Raw genomic sequence first — 19,870 nt, 5'->3', positions numbered from 1 at the left:
TGAGGGGAGGTACGCCGGCAATTCATTCTTATCCTGGTTATTACCGATTTTTCCAATAATGAAAAGGAGCATAACGATGACGAATTCCTTGAAGCACGTCAGGAAAAACATTGGCCGTGGGCTTAGCCGGACGTGGGACCATATTTCGGAGGGCTGGCGCGAACTGGTCCATCAAAGTAGCGACGCGCTGACTCACTTTACGCGTCGCAAGGATGAGGAGGATAAAGAACAGGTGGCAGCCGGCACATTACCCGCTTTCCGCAACTGGAGCGTACTGGCAGGGGAGGTTGAGGAAACGGACAAGGAGATGGTGGTGAGGGTAGAAATGCCCGGTATGGAAAAAAAAGATTTCCATATTACGATAGACGGCAATATGCTTTATTTGAGAGGCGAAAAACATTTTGAACGTGCTACAGGCGATAGTACGTATTATTTCACGGAGCGTGCCTACGGCGTTTTCCAGCGGGCCATACCGTTACCAGACAAGGCGGATGCCGACCACGCGGAAGCGAGCTATAAGAATGGCGTGCTGACCGTGCGCCTGCCAAAGGTAGGCGGCGAGCAAGGCCGGCTCGTTCCGATATCCTGATAGCTGGGCATGACGATGAGCGAAAGGCTGCGTTTTATTTTTCGTACACACGTTGTTGCCTTATGGGGCGCTTTCCTTGTCTGTTTGCTGGTTCCGATAGCTGCAGCGGGCGAAACGGCCTCACTCATGAGCCAGAAGGAAAGAAACGAGAAAAAGGAGAAACCTATCATGTCAATGACCTTAACATCTTCATCTTTTTCTCCTCACGGCGCAATTCCTGCGCGCCACACCTGCGACGGCCACGACACTTCACCGGAGCTTTTCTGGATTGAAGTACCCGAGGGCACGAAAAGCCTGGTTTTAATCATGGACGATCCCGATGCGCCTGATCCTGCTGCGCCCAAGAGAACCTGGGTGCATTGGATGTTGTACAACATTCCACCCGGCGCCAGCGGACTATCGGAGGCAATTGCGCCGGCTGATCTTCCACGTGGAACGCTGGAAGGGCTTAACGACTGGCAGCGCACCGGCTATGGAGGGCCGTGCCCGCCGATTGGAAAACACCGGTATTTTCATAAACTCTATGCGCTGGATACGGTCCTGCCGGATTTGAAGCAACCAACCAAGGCAAAGCTGGAGAAAGCGATGGAAGGCCATGTCATCGCGTATTCCGAACTTATCGGTTTATATCAGAAGCATTGAGGGGATTCAGCGGCGAGCCGGACGGGGTTGCAAGTGCCGTTGTGATAGCGTATCGGCATGTATCTCACTATACGCCCGATCTTGCAGGTGTTCTGCTTGCCTTCCCTGTCTTTACTGAGCTCGTCTGCAACAATAGCGGGAACTGAGGCGTTCATGGCTGATCTGGTGGTTGCGAGAAAAGAAGGACTGTTTTGCGTACCAGGGCAGTTTTATATTGATCCGTGGTTGCCGGTCGAGCGAGCGATCATTACGCATGCGCACGCGGACCACGCGCGCCCCGGCCATGTTCATTACCTCGCTGCAACTTCGGGCGCCGCCATCCTGAAATCCCGGTTGGGCGACATCACGCTTGATACGCTCGCGTATGGAGAGCGAACCGTCCACAACGGTGTGACCATCTCGCTTTATCCGGCCGGTCATGTTCTAGGTTCTTCCCAGGTTCGTCTCGAGTACAAGGGCGAAGTATGGGTTGTATCCGGCGATTACAAATTGGAAGCGGACGCCACGTGCGATGCCTTCGAGCCCGTCGCTTGCGAAACGTTTATTACCGAATCGACGTTCGGTTTACCGATTTATCGCTGGCAGGCGCAGAACTCGATTTTTGACGATATCAATGAATGGTGGCGGCGAAATGGCGAAGCGGGCCGGGTCAGTGTTCTTTTTTGCTATTCATTCGGCAAGGCGCAACGCATCTTGAACGGTATCGATAATACGATAGGTTCGATTATCTGCCATGGCGCGATCGAAACGCTCAACCGTGTTTATCGCGAAGGGGGAATACCATTGCCGGATACGTTGAGCATCAGCGGCATAAATGATAAAGCCCGCTTGCGCGGAGCGCTTGTCATGGCTCCGCCCTCGGCAGCAGGTTCGCCGTGGATGCGTCGTTTCGGCGACTATAGCGATGCATTCGCAAGCGGCTGGATGCTTCTCCGGGGTGCACGAAGGCGCCGCGCGGTCGATCGCGGTTTCGTGCTGTCTGATCACGCGGATTGGCCGGGCCTGATGGCGGCCATCACTGCAACAGGTGCACGACGCGTGATCGTTACGCATGGGCACGTCGATATCATGGTGCGGTGGCTGCAGGAGAAAGGGTTTGACGCTTCAGCCTTCGTCACGGAGTACGGGACCGAAGAAGATGACAATGTCGCAGCGAACGAATCCATTGCATTCAAAGAAAGCCATGCGTGAATTTGCGGGGCTTTACAACGAGCTGGATTCAACCACTGCCACTATCGGCAAACTCGATGCATTAAAAAGATATTTCAGCCATGCCCAACCGGCAAACGCCGCCTGGGCGGTCTATTTCCTGGCCGGCGGAAAGCCGCGTCAGACAATCTCGACCAAACTCTTGCGGCAGTTTTCAACCGAGATGTCCGGTATTCCGGAATGGCTTTTCGACGAATGTTATCTGGCAGTTGGTGATCTGGCGGAAACGATAGCGCATATTCTGCCACCGCCAGAGAATGAAAGCTGCATTGCGCTTGCGGTCTGGATGGAAGAACGCATTATTCCCTTACGGAACGAGACCCCGGAAAAGATCCGTGGCGCGTTGTTCGGTTATTGGGATGAGCTCCAGGCGCATGAGCGTTTTCTGTTGATAAAGCTGATAAGCGGCGGGTTCAGGGTTGGGGTCTCGAAACTGCTTGTGGTTCGCGCATTGAGCGAACTTTCCGGTCTTGATATAAAAATCGTTGCCCAACGGATGATGGGATGGACCGACAGCGGGTTGCAGCCCAGTGCGATGCGCTATAGCTCCCTGATCGCCGCGCAGGCGGCGTTTGAAGCCGCGGACCCTCATGGCCAGCCGTATCCTTATCCGTTTTTTCTAGCCCATCCTTTGCAAACCGATCCCGAAACATTGGGCGATATTCGGCAGTGGCAAGCGGAGTGGAAGTATGATGGAATTCGCGCTCAATTAGTGCAGCGGGACGGCCAACGCTGGCTATGGTCGCGCGGAGAGGACTTGATTACGGATCGTTTTCCTGAGATCAGCGGAATTTCTCTTGCCGATGGCACTGTCCTGGACGGGGAAATCCTGGTATGGAAAAACGACAAGCCAGCCTCTTTTGCCGAATTGCAAAAGCGAATCGGCCGCAAGACTTTGTCGTCAAAAATACTAAACGAGCTTCCGGCGGTGTTTATGGCGTTTGACCTGCTGGAACACGGTGGACAGGATATCCGGAATGCTGCCCAGCTGGAGCGGCGAGGGAAACTGGAAGATGTCGTGCGCGCTGTCGGAATACCGGGTCTGATTATTTCTCCCCTGGTCGATGCCCATGACTGGCAAGCGCTGCGGGTGGTACGGGATAGCTCGCGCTCGCGTGCTGTTGAAGGAATGATGCTGAAATCGGTCAGTGCACGGTATGGGACAGGCCGCACCAAGGAGAGCGGTTTCTGGTGGAAATGGAAAATAGATCCCTATACGATAGACGCGGTATTGATCTATGCGCAAAAAGGACATGGCCGTCGTGCCTCGCTCTATACGGACTATACTTTTGCGGTGTGGGATGACGACCTAGAGGGCAAGCGCAAACTCGTGCCATTTGCAAAGGCATACTCTGGCTTGACTGATCGTGAAATTGCGCAGGTCGATGCAGTAATTCGCAAAACAACGGTTGATAAATTCGGCCCGGTTCGTAGCGTAATGCCAACAATGGTGTTCGAAATCGGGTTTGAAGGCATTGCCCTTTCATCACGGCACAAAGCGGGTATTGCCGTGCGATTTCCCCGGATACTTCGCGTTCGCGACGATAAAAAAATAGACGAAGCCGATACCCTGGAAACACTGAAAGGCATGTTGACGTGAGTATCTTTATCTCTGGATTAGCCGCCCTGAAGCGCGTATTTTTACAAGATAACATGTCATCAATGATTTTTTGTATCGTGTTTCCGTATAGGGACGTCCTTATACTGGAAGGCCACTAATATGGAGCAAAAGCTTTTCGACACATTTCGGTATCCCTGCATATAACGCGGCCATTTTTATGTACTAACTCTTGATGGAATTTATTGACTGAGGTGTATGAAAATGTCCCCGCACAAGCAGAAAAACGGGCGGACCGCCTGGCCGATGAAGTGGCCCATCAAGATGATAGTCAAGGACTTGAGATACGCCCGGGATTTATCTGTTTATTTGCTCACGCGGGAGAAAGTGCGTAAGGAACCGCTTGTCAGATTAGATGAAAAAGGGCTGGTATTGCCGGATTACACCAGACCGGTCTGCCTTTTTTGTAGCTACGATTACAAAAATATTGTCAGAAAGAACGTGTATCAATATCTTGACGCGCTCGCACTGGCCGGGTTCAACATCATATTTATCAGCTCGAGCGATGACATTTCGATTTCGGACCTGGAGAAGCTTTCAAGATGCTGCGTAAGAATCATAAACCGGGAGAATAAAGGCTACGATTTTTACGGATGGAAAATAGGGCTGGAAAAATATGCCCGATACAAGGACCATGCCGGCCTTCTGTTAGCCAATGATAGCGTTATCGGGCCGCTTTTCAGCATCAGCAATATCGTTAATACGCTTGAGAACTGCGACGCTGATGTGATTGGGATGACCGATTCATTTCAATTTCATCCGCATCTGCAATCTTATTTTCTGTATTGCAAAAAAAATGTAGTGCTATCTGAAGAATTTCTTCGCTTCTTCAAAGAGGTCGATATTCTGGAGCTCAAGAATGTTGTTATCCGAAAATATGAGGTCGGTTTCTCCCGGCTTCTCCGCCACAGATTCCGCCTAGCCGCTCTTTATGGTTTAGAAACCGCCCTGGCTCGAACTAATTTTAATCAGAGGCCTATAAGATGGATAGAGCCGACTTTACACTTGTGGAAGCCTCTTATTACCGAGTTCAAGTTCCCGTTTATCAAAAAAAGCGTTTTGACAAGGAAGGGCGTAAGTGTTGGAGAGGTCTTGCCGGTGCTGGCAGAGACTGCTTCCCAATATAATATGGCCGTCCTCGACGACTTGAGTTTGCCCAACAGATGAAGCGGAGTTGCTGCCTTCGACTTGAAAATGCCCTTTCATCCGAGACAAGTCACCGCTACTCTGACGGCCGCAGCTTTGGCCTGCCGCAAAATATTTGGGATTAAACCGGATAAAACAGATATTCTTCGGCATTCATCTAATCCCTATCTCCACTAATCAGCCTACAGCTGAAGCAAATATGTCTTCATTTTTCATGGATGTTCTTTCCGGGTTCTCTATCGCGCTTTATGGACTAAAAGGCGGTTACACGCAGGTAAATGTCAAGGGTCAATCTATACGCATAGCCGTGGATAACTTTCGGACGCTTCAGCGAGCCAAAACTTATTCCATTAAAGAGCCCGATACGCTGAATTGGCTCGACAGTTTTGAACCCGGCTCGCGTTTCTTTGATCTAGGTGCGAATATCGGTCAATATTCGTTATACCCCGCCAAAAAATACGGGAAAGACATTCAGGTTTTTGCCTTTGAGCCTCAGTGCATCAATTATTCTTTACTGAATAAAAACATTTACCTGAATAAGCTCGAAAATAATATTACGGCTTATGGTGTAGCCGTATCGGGGCAGGGCGGGTTTTCAAAGCTGTACATCCCCAAATTTATTGGCGGAGGAAACCGCTCACAGTTCGGAAAGGAAGACCTGAAGAACATGAAAACACCTGCTGCGCATATTCAGGGAATGTTTGGAGTAACGCTGGATGAGTTATGCGAAAAATGGGGGTTCCCTTACCCCAACTATATCAAGATCGATGTAGATGGCATAGAGATTCCCATTATCAAAGGTGCGAAAAATGTTCTGAAAAATCCGGCGCTAAGATCTGTCATCGTCGAGCTGGGAACCCCTGAGGAGCAGCAGGAAGCGGTAGAGCTGATGGAACGGGCAGGCTTGGGGGTGAAATTCAAAACAGCTAAAAATTGGGGCGAAACCTGTTTTATATTTGAAAAAAAACGTTAGCCCATTTCTACTCTTGCATAATAGAATACCATTAATCGAAGCCACCGTTGATTAATGCTGCGCCATCTGGATCGGCATAGGTACAGTCTGTTCCCCTAAATCCGCCCTATAGCGAGCTCACCAAAAGGTGAAGCTCACGGGTGCGAAAATCCTTTTCGTTACGCACTTAGTTGGCAAATGAACTGACAACGGGCTAAAAATGAGCGGTCAGCTGCCGGAGTTAGGGTTACAGGCTATCAGGTTCACGTGGTCGTGCGTCACCTCGGGCAGCAAACAATTTTTGCGGCTTGTTCACTATAACTTCTCAAATCAGCGGAAGGCCGAGGTTGCTCCCCTGCGTGATAGGGATATGGCGTCCGATTCATTCTCAACCTCGGAGGGATGCTGCAGTCGCTCGGCTTTACCCTTGGAAAGGGTGAATATGTTGTCCGCTGCATTTATCAGCGCAGGCTGATGGGAAACGGCCACCACGGTGAGGCCGGCCGCCAGCTTCTTTAGGGTGTCGCAAACCAACCGCTCACTTTCAGGATCTAGCGCGCTGGTCGGTTCGTCAAGCAGCAGAAAAAGCGGCTGGTGAGCCAGCGCTCTGGCTATTGCGATCCGCTGACGCTGGCCGCCCGACAGCAGCCCTCCGCGCTCGCCGACAATCGTCTGCATTCCTTCCGGAAGGGCGCTTACGAAATCCCAGGCTCCCGCCTGGTGCAATGCTCTTTCAGCATCGGCTTCAACCAGATCAGGCGCGCCGACGAGTATGTTGCTGAGAATGGTGTCATGAAGCAGAACATTTTCCTGCGCAACATAGCCGATCATGCGTCGCCAGTCGCGCGGATTGATTTCACGCAGAGGTACGCCATCTATGAGCATATCCCCTGATTTTGGTTCAGCCAGCCCGCACAGCAGGTCTAGCATGGTGCTTTTGCCAACCCCTGAGGGTCCTGCGATGGTGGTGAATGTATTGACGGGAATTTCAAGGTTGAGATCCTGGAATATCGGTTTCGCGCCATAATCGAAATCTATGTGACGCAAGCTGATTCCCTTTTGAAGGGTGGGCTGCCGCGTACCCGTCGTTCTCTCCGCTGCGGCACGAGCCTCTTCGATCGCTGTGCGCAAAGCCCAGTAAGCGCTCTCCTGCGCCATCAGATTCTGGTATTTGCGCTGGGTTTTATTAAGCAGGCTCAGAAGGCGGGTGAGCAGAAAAACCATAACCATCACAGCCGGCAACGAAAGCTCCCATATCGACAGGGCCAGATATAAGCCTGACGCTATCAGGGTGGCTAGTATGGGTTCCTGCAAGGCCATCAAGGCTTCCCGCGCCATGATTTCGCGCCGGGTGGCTTTCTCCAGCTGCTTGGTCTGGTCGCGCAGAATGGCTTCCGCCACGTTGTCCCGTGCCATGGCTTTCAGTGATTTTACCGATCCCAGCACGTCGGAAAGATAAGTCAGTAAATGACGCATCAGTTGAGTCTGCTTGGTCCCTGCCTTGCGGGTAGCGCGGATCAGTTGATGCAGCAGCCGCAGCATCAGCACGCCGACAAGTAACGAGGTAAGTGTTGCCTGCCATGAAACGAACATGGCTACCGTTCCATAGACAAGGACTTGTATCACGAGCGCCAGCACGGTGACGCTGTGTTCAAACCCATTCGCCGCCCGGTATGCTTCGGTCGCGACAGAATTCGCCAGCGAACCCATGGGCTGGCGCAGATAATATTGCCAGCGGCTCGCGAGCAGCGCCTCGATCAATTCAAGGCGAAGCGCGGTGGCGACATGCGCGACGGTATAGCCGACTTGCCTGTTGGCCATCAGCAATATCAGGCTCTTGATGATCATGCCTCCGACAATGATCAGCAGCATGACGCCAATGGTCGGTACGATGCCAATCCCTTGCAGCACGTCCACGATCCGCTTGCCGGTGTCGGAATTCGCGGTATCGCCGACCGCAATCGAAAGTAATGGGAGAAGTGCAGTCAGGCTAAGCCCTTCGGCAATACCTGCCGCCAACAGCGCGACCAGGACGTACGCGGTGCGCCGCGGGAAAAGCATGCAATAAGTATATAGAGTTCGCATCGCCTGGGTTTGCAGACTATCGACCGGCGGTATTCGGCCTGATCAAAAAGGGAAGAAATGAAGATAACAAAATAGGGCTGGCATTATACGCCAATGGTAGCGATGACGCGATTTCGATGATGCTGGTCAGTTCAGCGGATTTTATCACTTTGGACGGTGTAAATTAGCACCAGGATGATGCAAACCACAAATCGGAATGCGGATTCCTGGCCATTCCAGTCCGGTGATTGCCACATACAGAACCATTCCGCGCCAATTACGATAAAGCCAAAAAACCATAAGGCAAAACCGCAGGATAATCCCAGGATGGATATGGATTTGGCTTTGTCGAATGTCGAGGCATCATCCCGGATATGGCGAAGCAATTGCAGTGCGCCTGAAAGGCACAGTATGGCAATCATGAATTCTGCGAATATGATAAGTATATAGATGGCCCAATGCAGAAGCGGTTCAGTGATGGCGCGATACTTCAGGACGTTTCCCGGATATACCGTATCCATGGACATTACATGCTGGACGAACCGGAAGTTTGATTGATAATCGAGAATATTATTAGAAGCAACCACGAGAGCCAGGCAGCCGATGCTGGAAATCAGAAATATTTTGCTTGCTCGGATTGCAAAAGATTTTTCCATGTTTCGAACTTCATTTTGCACAAACCATGATGATGATAGGCCAAAAAAAGAGAAAACAGCGATGTTCGAGCGGCATTACCTAAGTCGTTTCATCCGTCTTTTTGACGCCACGGATATTCAGCGCAGCCAGGGCTATCTGGAGGCCAATAACCGCTAAAGCCTGAGCATACCATCCCCAGGCGATCCATAAGATGTTGCTGAGGAGAGAACACCAAAAGCCGGCATTGCGCCTGCGCTTGGACTGGTAAGTCAGCAGCCAGACCGCAAGTATGTTGATCACCATCGCGGGCCATTGTAGCAGGGAAAAATAATCCATATTCATTTAATCCTCAGGAAGCTTCGTGGATGGCGTAGCGTTATATCGCTGTATTTTCGGCTTTTACTTTTATGAGTCTTCACTTATGAGTCTTCACTCTTTCACATAGGCGACCTTATGGAAGGCTTTCCACTCGACAGTACCTAAGGTTGTGGTCAGTGAATCAAGCGATTGGGCATGATTCACAAATAACACAAATAGACGTAACTACCCTCTCATCTGTTAGCTGATCATTCCGTACGAAAGAACACACAGCGCTGTAATAATTGGCCTCTGAATAGCATCATCCGCCCTTGTCGGTCCAGAGCTCATCGCGCATCCGCCAAAACATAAACCGATCCCTGCTGCCCTTCACTTCGTGCGCGATCGCACATACAACAAAATGGGTGTAGAGGATGATAACTAAGAGGGCTGGTTGGAACGTCGCCGGGGTTGGCTCTCTTGTGTCTCTTGTTCTTATTATGGGCAGCAGTCCGGGCATTTCTGCTCCCGGGAAGAGATGCACAATCCATCGGAATGCCTATATATCCAGCCGCGGCTTCGCTGGTATCGGCTAATCTTTCAGATTGAAGAGTGTCATGTTGCGTGGAAGTAAAGGGAGTGAACCATGGCTATTCCTATGTCAAGCAACCGCGCGTTATGGAAGGGCGCCATAAGCTTCGGCCTGGTGCATATACCCGTAGCCCTCCATTCCGCGACGGCTGAACAGGGGCTGAATTTCGACTGGCTGGACAAGCGCAGCATGGATCCGGTTGGCTACAAGCGTATAAACAAGAAGACCGGAAAGGAAATCGACAAGGAAAATATTGTCAAGGGCATTGAATATGAAGATGGTCAGTATGTCGTGCTGAGCCAGGAGGAAATCTCTGCTGCTTACCCGAAGGCTACTCAAACGATTGAGATCGAGATGTTTGTACCGGCTACCGATATTCCGTTCGTTTATCTTGAGCGCCCTTACTATGTCGTTCCGATCAATAAAGGAATCAAGGTCTATGCGCTCTTGCGCGAGACTCTTCTCAAGACCCGGCGCATCGGTATTGCACGGGTGGTTATTCAAACAAAGCAGCATCTGGCCGCTCTCGTGCCATCAGGCCCCGCGCTCGTGCTGAATCTGTTGCGATGGGGCGACGAGATACGCAGTTGGGAGAAACTGAGCTTTCCCCCTGAGGGAACGGAGGAGGCGGGCATTACCGATAAGGAATTGAAAATGGCCGAGCAACTGGTGATGGACATGAGCGGAAAATGGGATCCTGAAGAGTTTCGCGATTCTTTCAAGGAGGAGATCATGAAACTTGTCCATGAAAAAGTGGAAACGGGCGACATCCAGACCGTGGCTCAACCAGAGGAATCCGAAGCGACACCTGGCAGTGCACAGATACTCGACCTTACCGAATTGCTGCAGCGCAGCCTGAAGAAAAGCGGGGATAAAGAGGGTAGTGGCAAGGCGCCAGGAAAAAAGCCGGTGAAGGCGGATGCAGACAATGTGCCGGCTTCTACCAAGGGCACGCATAAGCGCCGCGCATAGGAAACCTCTGAATAAGTCTTGAAAAATGTCAAAGCCGGATTCGCTCAAAGCCTATCGGGAAAAACGTGATTTTTCCATAACGTCCGAACCTCCTGGCATCGGCGTCAGCAGTAAGACGAGCAAGGCAGCCTTGTCGTTTGTCGTTCAGAAGCACTGGGCAACGCGGCTTCATTATGACTTCAGGCTTGAGCTTGATGGAGCAATGAAAAGTTGGGCCGTTCCCAAAGGACCCAGCTTCGACCCGAATGATAAACGCATGGCAGTTCATGTTGAAGATCATCCGATTTCATACAACAGTTTTGAAGGCGAGATTCCGCGCGGGCAGTATGGCGCGGGCAAAGTCATCATCTGGGACAAGGGAACGTGGATTCCTCTTGAGGATCCCCACAAAGGTTATCGTGAGGGCAAGCTGAAGTTTGAGCTGCGCGGGCACAAATTGAAGGGCCACTGGGCACTGGTACGCATGAAAAGGAAGGAGGAAGAAAAACAGGAGGCATGGTTGCTCATCAAGGAAAAAGATGATTATGTTCGCTCTTCCAACGAATATAGCGTGGTGGATGAAATGCCTGAGAGTGTTGCCGGGCTTGAACCGCCAGAGGTTCAAAAAGCTGCCGGATCGGTGAGCACAACGTCGACCAAGACTAGATCAAAGTCCGGAAAAAACGAATCTGCCTTGCCGGAAAACGCAGTTAAAGCCGATCTTCCTCACATCTTGCGCCCGCAACTCGCGACGCTGGTGGATGGGCCGCCCAACGATCCGGCTGAGTGGAGTTACGAAATCAAGTTCGATGGCTATCGGATGTTGACCAGGATAGATGGCAGGGACATTAAGCTCTTTACCCGAAATGGAAATGACTGGTCAGAGAAATTGCCTCATCTCATAAAAGCAATAGCGGGGATGAGGCTGAAGTCCGGATGGCTTGATGGCGAAATTGTGGTGTTGAATGACAAAAACATACCTGATTTTCAGGCTTTGCAAAATGCATTTGATAGCACACGGACTCAAGGGATTATTTATTACCTGGTCGATATACCGTTCTACGATGGATATGATTTAAGAGAGGTCCCGCTGATTGAACGAAGGGCAGTACTCCGAACCCTTTTTGAGCGACGTCCGCCGGAACAGATACGCTTCAGCGATATTTTTGATGCGCCGCCGAAAGATATCATCGCGTCGGCCTGCCGCCTGGGGCTGGAAGGCTTGATCGGTAAGCGAAAGACATCGCGTTATGCCTCTGGCCGCTCTCCCAGCTGGATAAAGCTGAAGTGCACGCAACGTCAGGAATTTGTAATTGGCGGCTTTACCGACCCCAAGGGTTCCAGGGCCGGCATAGGTTCGCTTCTGCTCGGCTACTATGATGAAGACAAGAAGCTTCAGTATGCCGGAAACGTAGGCACCGGATTTAGCGATAACACGCTTCATGATCTCAGGGTGAAATTGGACAAAGTTGCGACTGAGCGTCCACCATTCGTTAGGGCGGGCGACATCGAAAAAAACACGCATTGGGTAAAGCCCACGCTGGTGGCTGAAGTTTCCTTTGGAGAATGGACGCGAGATGGACATATTCGCCACTCGGTTTTTCAAGGCTTGAGATCGGATAAAAAAGCAGAAGTCATTATCCGGGAGAAGCCGGTGCATGCCTCCGATGCAAAACCTGCGAATGCGGTGTCAAAACCGTTGAAGGTTTCGCACCCCGAGCGCGTAATTGATCCATCTACTGGATTTACGAAAATCGAGCTCATTCGCTACTATTCGCTGATCGCGCCTTTAATGCTGGAGCATCTCAAAGGCAGGCCGGTATCGCTCGTCCGCGCACCGCAAGGAATTGCAGGTCAACTGTTTTTTCAGAAGCATTGGGAAAAAGAGAGTATGGAGGGAGTGAACCAGCTTGACCCGGCGCTGGATCCCGAGCATGAATCATTGATTGAAGTTGCCACCGCCGAAGGCCTGTTAGCGTCCGCTCAAATGAACGTGATAGAGTTTCACACATGGAATGCCACAAAAAACGCGATCGGCAAACCGGACAGGATGGCATTCGACCTTGATCCCGGCGAAGGGGTAAAGTGGCCGCTCATCCAGGAGGCGGCTCAGCTTGTTCATGTATTTCTCAAGGAACTGGGGTTGGAGTCTTTCCTGAAAACGAGTGGAGGCAAAGGCTTGCACGTCATTGTGCCGATAAAAAGGCTGCATGATTGGGACACCGTAAAAAATTTCTCTCAAGCCATTGTCCAACACCTCGCCGAAACCATACCGCAGCGTTTCGTTGCAAAAAGCGGGCCGAGAAATCGCGTTGGAAAGATTTTCATAGACTATCTTCGCAACGGCTTCGGCGCAACGACCGTATCGGCCTGGTCAGTGCGCGCACGTCCGGGCCTGGGCGTGTCGGTGCCGCTGGCCTGGGAAGAGCTGGATTCACTTACGAGCGCCAGCCGCTGGTCGGCCCTCAATATCCATGAGCGGTTGGATAAGGGCAACGCCCCATGGGCAGACTATGGCGCCACAAAGCAATCAGTGGTACCGGCCATGAAAACGCTGGGATTCAAGCCGGCAAAAAAGCGGTGACGTGAGCCAAACAGGTGCCGGTGCGGGATTCCGCCATCACGGGGCGGGAAATGCGTTTAGGAACGCAGCTTCTTGTAACGCCGGCATATTTCCCCCCGTTCACGCTTGTTTAGGATCGCCCATTATCGGGATTTCTCTTTTTCCTCTAAATGAACGGAAGCTCTTTCTACAGCTTCAACGGCTTTCTCCGTATGTTCCTCTTTAGCTTCTTCAATTGCCAGGTCCATTTCTTCAAAGATCTCCCTGTCGTGCTCCGCTTTCTCGTGTTCGCCGTATATGGGCTTTTGAAGGGTAGTATAGGGATGCTCTTTATTCTGCTCGATCAGTTCCTTCTTCGCCTCTTCCGTGTGAATGCGCACGCCTTGCGCTTCCTTTTTTTCCACTTTCGATTGCCTCTTCCAGATGCTCATGAGCTTTGTCACCATGTTCGTCGGCACAAACCAGGGTGGGGCTTGCGGCAAAAAAAAACAGAACCGCTAAAAGCCCGTAAGGGCGGAATATTTTCATTAAGAGGGTACTGATCGATGGATAAACATATTCCGACATAACGCAGAGGCCCGTGCAAAAAAATCGGCTTCGGCCTTATATGCGACGCAAAGCCGGTTATCGTGCGATGAAACAGAACTGATACGCACCATTCCAACGATTGAGGGTGAGGATGACTACCGGCGATGACTACTGACGACCATGTTTGAATTTGCGGTTACCGCGTGAGCCGGAGCAATAACGCAAGGATCCATCATTATGGCTTGACGCCGGTCACCACGCTGAAATAACCAAAAGCCGGGTACACCTGGATGTCATGAAAACCCGCATCCTTCAGCATCGCGGCCAATTCGGCGCCTGAATAGGATTCACCTTCCGTCCATCCCAGCATGAGCATGCTATACGCGGCAGCAGCGAAAGGCCCAGTCTTTTCGTCGTTGTAGAGTATATCGTGAATGATGATGCGTCCGCCCGGCTCCAGGCTCCGGAAACTTTTCTCCGTAAGAAATCTGCATCTCTCCGGAGGCCAGTCGTGGTAGATGTTGGAATAAAAATGCAGATCGGCTGCCGGGAAGAGGTCATTCCACATATCTGCAACATGGGTCGTTACATGGTCCTGCACGCCATGCTGGTTAATGAACTCTTGAGCGACCTGGCATATAGGCTCCAGGTCCAGCACGATCGCATCCAGGTTGGGCGATTTCAATGCAGCGACGATAGAGTGAGCGCCGGAACCACCGCCGATGTCGAGCATCAGTTGATGATGTGTGAGATCCAGGACATTCGGCCAGGCGGACGCCAGCGTCATGCTCATGCTATGCATGCCGCGCGTAAACCGCCGCGCCAACTCCGCCTGCTCTTCATGGGATTTATAAATATCGCCCCCGCCATAAGCCTGGGGCGAGTTGGTGAGCACGGCCCGCTCCAGGCTTGTGTAGGAAAACACCTCTGAATTGTCGATCATCATGTCCCAGAAAAACCCGAAGTAGCTGGGGCTCTTTTCGAGCAGGTAATCTTCCGCAAGCGCGGCAAGCGAATAACGCGTATCCACGAGAGAGAGAAAACCCAGCGCCGTCGCGGCCGTCAGGATAGCCTCGGCCGGCCGGGGCTTGAGGTCCAGCGCCTCGCAGATTTCAGGCAACGTGCGCGCCCCTTTCCCAAGCAAGGCAAAAACCTTCAGCCTGTGGGCTAACAGCAAGGCCGGGTACCCATAAACCGCAAAAGGTACATCCCATAGGCGCCGGTCATCCGATCGCGGCTGTGAAATGTTTTCATACGATATCCGGGTCATAAATTCCTCTTCCATTGTGATTTTTGATTAACTCGCTTCCTATATCCGGGCACCAGGCGTGTGCCGGGCTTTAATATCAAGGTCTGGGCAACAGAGAAGCAAGTAAACGTCTGGTATCGGCTTCCTGCTGCATGCTGAACTTCGAGATCAAGTCCCGGTTGCGGTTCACATCGTATTGGATGCCAAGATAATAGATGAGTTTTCCCTGTCCATCCAGCAGCGGAGTGAGCGTCAGGTGGTTAAAGAAGAGCTCGCCATCCTTTCGATAATTGCGTATGGTGACCTCGATGGGTTCGTGCTTGCTGATGGCCCGCCTCATTGCAAAACGCGCTTCCTGTTCACGGTCGCCCTTTTGAAGAAAACGGCAGTTGCGCCCGAGTATCTCCTCTTGCGGATATCCAGTCATGACCTGGAATTGCCTATTGGCATAAACAATAGGCATATCCTCCTGATCGGGATCCACCAGCGTGATTCCGTTTATCGAGCTGTCCAGTATTTCAGACAAGATCTGCGGGATTAATCCGGGATCCTTTTCCACTACGAAAGTCATTTGTTTCTCCTGGATATTTTGCGAAATGGCGGGCCTCTAGCTGGCCGCCTATTTTTTTGCTTCAGTTAAACGCTTCAAGTTTCTTACCGTGCGTTGCGCTCCTTCCTGAACCACTACCCGGATCAATTTCTCGAATGGACGCATGAACACCTGAATCTCGAGCAATTCAAAAGTAAAGGTCAGTTCGGATGACCTGCCACTATCGAGGCACCTTAGCTCATAACTGCAGCGGAAAGGATCGGCAACGCCGGCGAAAACCAGGCGCCTGCATGGCTCATACACATCGATTTTGAATGTGGTTTCTGTTTTGCGCCCTTGATCGATACGCACCTGCCTTGCGATAGTTCCCAGCCTCACAGGACCGGGAGTGACGGACTCAAGCTCAACGACTTCCGGCGACCATTTGGGATAATTCTCGAAGAATCCTTCTCCCAAATAGCTGAAGACGTGCTCGGGTGGGCAATCGATTACAATATTCGCCGTCGCTACGACAGGTTCTTTGGAACCAAAACTGAACATACTTCGTGCCCCTGTTTTACACCCTGCAGGTTTGTAGTTGTACTTCGACGAATAATAATAGCTGTTATCGGCCTGGGTTGGGTACGCCCTGGCAGGCATTAAAAAAAACCCGGGCAAGTCACATCCAGTGAATTTATGCACGTCCACAGCTTAATGCAAATTTTTTTTATCACCACTTATTGAAACTCCATGTCTGAATTTCGCGAACAATTTCCCAGACAATTTGTCACGCCGAGTGAGGTCAAAATTGCTTCTTTTAGCCGTTTACGATGGTGCCTCCATTCGGATGCAGCACTTGCCCCGACATATATGAGCATTCTTGGGAAGCCAGAAAGACATAACAGGGCGCTACCTCGTCAGGTTGTCCAGGACGTTTCAGAGGCACATCTTTTCCAAAACTGCCGACTTTTTCGGGCGGAAAAGTAGACGGTATCAATGGCGTCCATATGGGTCCGGGAGCGACACCATTTACAAGAATTCCCTGCTCGACCAATTGTAGTGACAATGACCGCGTAAAAGCAACGATTGCGCCCTTCGTGGCCGAGTAGTCGAGCAAATGCGGACTCCCCTTATAGGCGGTCACGGACGTAGTATTAATTATGCGTGCGCCTTTTTTCAGATGGGGGAGCGCTGCCTTTACCATATAAAACATCGAGAAAATATTCGTGCGGAAAGTTTTTTCGAGCTGCGCATTATCGATATCCATAATGCTGGCCCGAACATGTTGTTCCGCAGCATTATTTATCAGGATGTCAATGTGTCCAAAAGCCGCGATCGTCTTTGCGGCGACTTCGGAACAGAATTGTTCATTACCCACGTCACCGGCAATTAAAAGACATTTTCTTCCACATTGCTCGATTTCTTTTTTTGTGTCGTTTGCGTCTCCATGCTCCTCAAGATAGGCAATGGCGATATCGGCGCCTTCCTTGGCAAAGGCAACGGCCACAGCGCGCCCGATACCGCTATCACCGCCGGTAATAATCGCAACCTTGGCTTGCAGCTTGCCGCTTCCCCGGTATCCCTCAAGGGTCGAGTCGGGCCGAGGCTCCATCTCTGCTTCCACGCCAGGTTGTTTTTTTTGATGCTGTTCAGGAATTTCTGCTGTTTCCATCGTGAATACCTCCTGGAAAAGATAGTAAGTACTATAAGGATTGCCGCGCCTTGATCCGTGCGCTTACACACATATGAGCTGATTGGCCGAATCATCTATTTTCGGTGCCCTTACCGTTTCTCGGCGTTGTTTCTGCGCTTCTCCGGTTGGGCTTCTTTCTTTTGTGGCGGGGCCTCTTTGGCGGGATGTGATTTGGTGTCCTTGACTGAGGCAATCAGCGCCCTGCAATTGTTATCCTCACCCGGGCCTGTCTCTATCAGCGGTATCAGTGCCGCGGCGGGTGTCGCGAAAATGCCCAGCAGAACCGCCGAGCCAATGCGTACGGCCAGCATTTTGTCCGGGTACACGGTCGGATCCTTGAAAGTGCCGTTGATATGCACCGGCGTGCGCAGGCTCAGAATACTGAAGTGTTTGGGTTCCGGTGAAATCTTCAGGTCAATGGTTTCGTCAACGAGACTTATAGAGCCTTCGCCGATAATATTTGTTTCTGTTGTATCTATGACAAAAGCCTCGCTGGTCATGATTCCTTTCTTGATATCGAAATCGCTGACAGCGCAGCGGATCCTGGCGTTTTTATCCCCCGCGATCAAAAGCTTGAGAATTCGCGCTCCATCGAGCCCTATGATATCCAGCATCAGCTTGCTGATCTCGCCACCTGACATGATCAAGCCGAAGTTGCCATCTGCCGATGCGAGAAGCGCGCCGACGGACTTGCCGTGTCCGGTTACCGTCGTTGTGCCACCTATCACGCCCATGCTGTCCTCGGTTAGCTCGATTTTGGGAAAGAGCTTCGGTAACTGCAGTTTTTTAAAGTCCATCCTGGCCTCTGCGGCGGGTGTATCCTTCCGTGCATTTATTGTGACCCTGGAAATAATATTCCCACCTGCGACCGCGAAATTGACGGGGTCCATGGTCAGCAGCCCATCATCAACCTTGAGATGCGTTACCAGATGTTCGACCGGCAATTCCTTGTTTCGAATAGATTCACCAGTGAACTTGACGTCCGCATCCATTGCCCGCAACCGGTCCACCTTGAATTCCTGGTCGGGTAGCAGCCGGTCCCGCTGGGCTTCTATCGACGCTTTTTTCTCCTGTTTCTCGGCAGGGCTATCCTGCGGTTGCGGCGCGCGCCGGGCGCCCACGAAACCTTGCAGGTCATTCAGGTCGAGGACTTTTGATACAACATCTGCACGTAGCATCGGACGTTCGCCGCCCGTATCGAAAAGTATATCGCCGCCGAGATCGCTTTTGCCTACCTCTCCCGAAAATTGCTTCATCGACCACTCGGTATTCTGGTGGGTAAGCCTTCCCGATATACGGTATGGCGGTGAGGGAAAAAATACGATCCCCACCATCGGGTAAAGTGCCGAAAGGTCCTCTCCACGTACTTCCAGCTTCAGGTCCATTGCGGCCAGCTCGGCAAGCCCGGTAATGATGCCGTCAACCGCGGCGTAAGTCGTTCCGATTTGCGCGCTCGCTTTGATGGGATAGGGGAGCGTTTTATCCGCTAGCGACATAACCTTGCCCCCTTTGGCTTTAGCCGTGAATTTCAGATCGGTGAATGTACCTTCAGCCACCACATCGAGCGGCATTTCCCTCGCGTCCGCTGCCGGGTCGGTGTGTACGCTTACCGTTACGTCGGTCTTTGTCTTGGGATCGCGGAAAATGACCTTGCCCTGGTCCAGGACGAGCCTGCCGATTTCCGGCAATTCCATTTTCTTCTCTTCCTCCTTTTTAAGATCCCAGTTGCGCTTTCCATCCCCACTCTTTTCAAGGATGATTTTCGGCTTGGTTATGGATACTTCAGGTAGTACGATATCGCCGAGGAACAGATTCCATAGACTGACGCGGAAAGCAGCCTTATCCACATCGAGCATCGGCTGTTGCGTGCCCCATTCGGCATTGGCGAGTGAAAGTCCTTCGATACTGACCAGCGGATTGAGTGATAGCCTGACATCGAGGTCGCCGCGGATAGTGAATTCGCGGCCGGTCTTTTCAGTTACCTGGCGCTCGACATAGGGCTTCAGCATGTTCCAGTCAAACCAGATGGCAAATATTATGACAAGTACAAATAGCGTGCCGAATATCAGCAATATGGTCTTCTTTACGGTCTTGGGACGGATTGACATAGGCGGGGTTTGCAACCGAAGGCAGAACAAGAGCAGTTCCAATAATTTGGAATGATACTTCTGCTGGTAGCCCCATTCGGTACGTCACCGCACATTCAAGCCGTGGGAAGCCGCCTTGGAACGGCGGTGGCTGGCAAAGCTGGAATGACCGCAAAGCTTGCGGCACGGCTTTGTGGTCAAGATTAAGAGGGCAAGATCAAGACGCCGCGGGTGTTGCAATGATGTGATCGGTTGTTTTTTCTCAACACCCGGCTACCTCATGATTCTTTAGCTGGTCATGCCGAGCTGATCTATTTTTATTCCGGTCGAGAGCCGTGATCGTCGTCGATCACGGCTGCATGCGCTTGTTCAGAATCTTCTAATACTTCCGCACGTCACGAAACAGACGATCGAATTCTTTCTTGACCACCGCGTTGCGCCATAGAAAAAGGTTACCGAAACAGTTTTGCAGTTAACGTTGTGCCATAAGGAAAGGAATTCATTTTAGTGCATCGAAGATGATTT

The 19,870-nt window shown here is 51.5% G+C and carries 17 protein-coding genes; 8 read left to right on the top strand and 9 right to left on the bottom strand.

Annotated elements, in window-relative coordinates:
- Positions 1–76: 76 nt before the first annotated feature.
- From BLS94_RS13770 to BLS94_RS13745, 6 genes are all read left to right on the top strand, one after another.
- Entirely contained in the window at positions 77–589 is a 513-nt protein-coding gene (locus BLS94_RS13770) for an Hsp20/alpha crystallin family protein (RefSeq protein WP_072766764.1), read from the top strand.
- Between the two features lie 168 nt (positions 590–757).
- Positions 758–1,231 (top strand): YbhB/YbcL family Raf kinase inhibitor-like protein, encoded by a 474-nt coding sequence (locus BLS94_RS13765; RefSeq protein ID WP_090962312.1) that lies wholly within the window; start codon positions 758–760, stop codon positions 1,229–1,231.
- A gap of 153 nt (positions 1,232–1,384) precedes the next feature.
- Positions 1,385–2,422: a ligase-associated DNA damage response exonuclease gene (locus BLS94_RS13760; protein WP_090962283.1), complete on the top strand. Its 1,038-nt coding sequence runs from the start codon at positions 1,385–1,387 to the stop codon at positions 2,420–2,422.
- The gene (locus tag BLS94_RS13755; protein WP_371130304.1) at positions 2,376–4,040 is read left to right on the top strand and encodes an ATP-dependent DNA ligase; all 1,665 of its coding nucleotides are present in this window, start codon (positions 2,376–2,378) and stop codon (positions 4,038–4,040) included. The genes BLS94_RS13760 and BLS94_RS13755 overlap by 47 nt, the downstream gene beginning before the upstream one ends.
- Positions 4,041–4,262: 222 nt before the next feature.
- The gene (locus BLS94_RS13750) at positions 4,263–5,225 is read left to right on the top strand and encodes a rhamnan synthesis F family protein (protein ID WP_256325446.1); all 963 of its coding nucleotides are present in this window, start codon (positions 4,263–4,265) and stop codon (positions 5,223–5,225) included.
- Between the two features lie 178 nt (positions 5,226–5,403).
- Entirely contained in the window at positions 5,404–6,177 is a 774-nt protein-coding gene (locus BLS94_RS13745) for an FkbM family methyltransferase (protein WP_072766767.1), read from the top strand.
- A 309-nt stretch (positions 6,178–6,486) separates the two neighbouring features.
- Here the strand turns inward: BLS94_RS13745 and BLS94_RS13740 are convergent, their stop codons facing one another.
- From BLS94_RS13740 to BLS94_RS13730, 3 genes are all read right to left on the bottom strand, one after another.
- Positions 6,487–8,241: an ABC transporter ATP-binding protein gene (locus BLS94_RS13740; RefSeq protein ID WP_090962276.1), complete on the bottom strand. Its 1,755-nt coding sequence runs from the start codon at positions 8,239–8,241 to the stop codon at positions 6,487–6,489.
- Between the two features lie 131 nt (positions 8,242–8,372).
- Positions 8,373–8,876, bottom strand: coding sequence for a DUF2165 family protein (locus BLS94_RS13735; protein WP_090962274.1), 504 nt, complete (start codon positions 8,874–8,876; stop codon positions 8,373–8,375).
- Positions 8,877–8,955: 79 nt separating this feature from the next.
- Entirely contained in the window at positions 8,956–9,198 is a 243-nt protein-coding gene (locus BLS94_RS13730; RefSeq protein WP_256325445.1) for a hypothetical protein, read from the bottom strand.
- A 601-nt stretch (positions 9,199–9,799) separates the two neighbouring features.
- Here BLS94_RS13730 and BLS94_RS13720 point away from each other — a divergent pair.
- The gene (locus BLS94_RS13720) at positions 9,800–10,717 is read left to right on the top strand and encodes a non-homologous end joining protein Ku (protein WP_090962270.1); all 918 of its coding nucleotides are present in this window, start codon (positions 9,800–9,802) and stop codon (positions 10,715–10,717) included.
- A gap of 25 nt (positions 10,718–10,742) precedes the next feature.
- On the top strand, positions 10,743–13,280 hold the full coding sequence (gene ligD, locus BLS94_RS13715) for a DNA ligase D (protein ID WP_090962212.1): 2,538 nt from the start codon (positions 10,743–10,745) through the stop codon (positions 13,278–13,280).
- Between the two features lie 122 nt (positions 13,281–13,402).
- On the opposite strand, the gene smbP is transcribed toward ligD, so the two are convergent.
- The 6 genes from smbP to BLS94_RS13685 form a co-directional block, all read right to left on the bottom strand.
- Positions 13,403–13,663 (bottom strand): small metal-binding protein SmbP, encoded by a 261-nt coding sequence (gene smbP / locus BLS94_RS13710; protein ID WP_176767890.1) that lies wholly within the window; start codon positions 13,661–13,663, stop codon positions 13,403–13,405.
- Positions 13,664–14,022: 359 nt separating this feature from the next.
- A complete protein-coding gene (locus BLS94_RS13705; RefSeq protein ID WP_090962310.1) occupies positions 14,023–15,057 on the bottom strand; it encodes a methyltransferase in 1,035 nt (344 codons plus the stop codon).
- A 76-nt stretch (positions 15,058–15,133) separates the two neighbouring features.
- Entirely contained in the window at positions 15,134–15,607 is a 474-nt protein-coding gene (locus BLS94_RS13700) for a PAS domain-containing protein (protein ID WP_072766774.1), read from the bottom strand.
- Positions 15,608–15,655: 48 nt separating this feature from the next.
- Positions 15,656–16,126 (bottom strand): SRPBCC family protein, encoded by a 471-nt coding sequence (locus BLS94_RS13695; protein WP_090962068.1) that lies wholly within the window; start codon positions 16,124–16,126, stop codon positions 15,656–15,658.
- Positions 16,127–16,382: 256 nt separating this feature from the next.
- Positions 16,383–17,237 carry an SDR family oxidoreductase gene (locus tag BLS94_RS13690; protein ID WP_090962065.1) on the bottom strand — a complete coding sequence of 285 codons (855 nt, stop codon included), beginning with the start codon at positions 17,235–17,237 and terminating at the stop codon, positions 16,383–16,385.
- A gap of 110 nt (positions 17,238–17,347) precedes the next feature.
- A complete protein-coding gene (locus tag BLS94_RS13685; protein WP_256325444.1) occupies positions 17,348–19,366 on the bottom strand; it encodes an AsmA family protein in 2,019 nt (672 codons plus the stop codon).
- Between the last annotated feature and the right edge of the window lie 504 nt (positions 19,367–19,870).

Origin of the sequence: Nitrosospira sp. Nsp18 (assembly GCF_900103145.1) — a bacterium.
Taxonomy (GTDB): domain Bacteria; phylum Pseudomonadota; class Gammaproteobacteria; order Burkholderiales; family Nitrosomonadaceae; genus Nitrosospira.
This window is presented reverse-complemented; position numbering and strand designations above follow the sequence as displayed.

What these genes read in the sequence shown, in the direction of transcription:
- BLS94_RS13740 (WP_090962276.1), bottom strand. Translation starts at nt 8,241, where the DNA reads ATGCGAACTCTATATACTTATTGCATGCTTTTCCCGCGGCGCACCGCG.
- BLS94_RS13720 (WP_090962270.1), top strand. Translation starts at nt 9,800, where the DNA reads ATGGCTATTCCTATGTCAAGCAACCGCGCGTTATGGAAGGGCGCCATA.
- BLS94_RS13690 (WP_090962065.1), bottom strand. Translation starts at nt 17,237, where the DNA reads ATGGAAACAGCAGAAATTCCTGAACAGCATCAAAAAAAACAACCTGGC.
- BLS94_RS13730 (WP_256325445.1), bottom strand. Translation starts at nt 9,198, where the DNA reads ATGAATATGGATTATTTTTCCCTGCTACAATGGCCCGCGATGGTGATC.
- BLS94_RS13750 (WP_256325446.1), top strand. Translation starts at nt 4,263, where the DNA reads ATGTCCCCGCACAAGCAGAAAAACGGGCGGACCGCCTGGCCGATGAAG.
- BLS94_RS13760 (WP_090962283.1), top strand. Translation starts at nt 1,385, where the DNA reads ATGGCTGATCTGGTGGTTGCGAGAAAAGAAGGACTGTTTTGCGTACCA.
- BLS94_RS13765 (WP_090962312.1), top strand. Translation starts at nt 758, where the DNA reads ATGTCAATGACCTTAACATCTTCATCTTTTTCTCCTCACGGCGCAATT.
- ligD (WP_090962212.1), top strand. Translation starts at nt 10,743, where the DNA reads ATGTCAAAGCCGGATTCGCTCAAAGCCTATCGGGAAAAACGTGATTTT.
- BLS94_RS13770 (WP_072766764.1), top strand. Translation starts at nt 77, where the DNA reads ATGACGAATTCCTTGAAGCACGTCAGGAAAAACATTGGCCGTGGGCTT.
- BLS94_RS13735 (WP_090962274.1), bottom strand. Translation starts at nt 8,876, where the DNA reads ATGGAAAAATCTTTTGCAATCCGAGCAAGCAAAATATTTCTGATTTCC.
- BLS94_RS13755 (WP_371130304.1), top strand. Translation starts at nt 2,376, where the DNA reads ATGTCGCAGCGAACGAATCCATTGCATTCAAAGAAAGCCATGCGTGAA.
- BLS94_RS13685 (WP_256325444.1), bottom strand. Translation starts at nt 19,366, where the DNA reads ATGTCAATCCGTCCCAAGACCGTAAAGAAGACCATATTGCTGATATTC.
- BLS94_RS13695 (WP_090962068.1), bottom strand. Translation starts at nt 16,126, where the DNA reads ATGTTCAGTTTTGGTTCCAAAGAACCTGTCGTAGCGACGGCGAATATT.
- BLS94_RS13700 (WP_072766774.1), bottom strand. Translation starts at nt 15,607, where the DNA reads ATGACTTTCGTAGTGGAAAAGGATCCCGGATTAATCCCGCAGATCTTG.
- BLS94_RS13745 (WP_072766767.1), top strand. Translation starts at nt 5,404, where the DNA reads ATGTCTTCATTTTTCATGGATGTTCTTTCCGGGTTCTCTATCGCGCTT.
- BLS94_RS13705 (WP_090962310.1), bottom strand. Translation starts at nt 15,057, where the DNA reads ATGACCCGGATATCGTATGAAAACATTTCACAGCCGCGATCGGATGAC.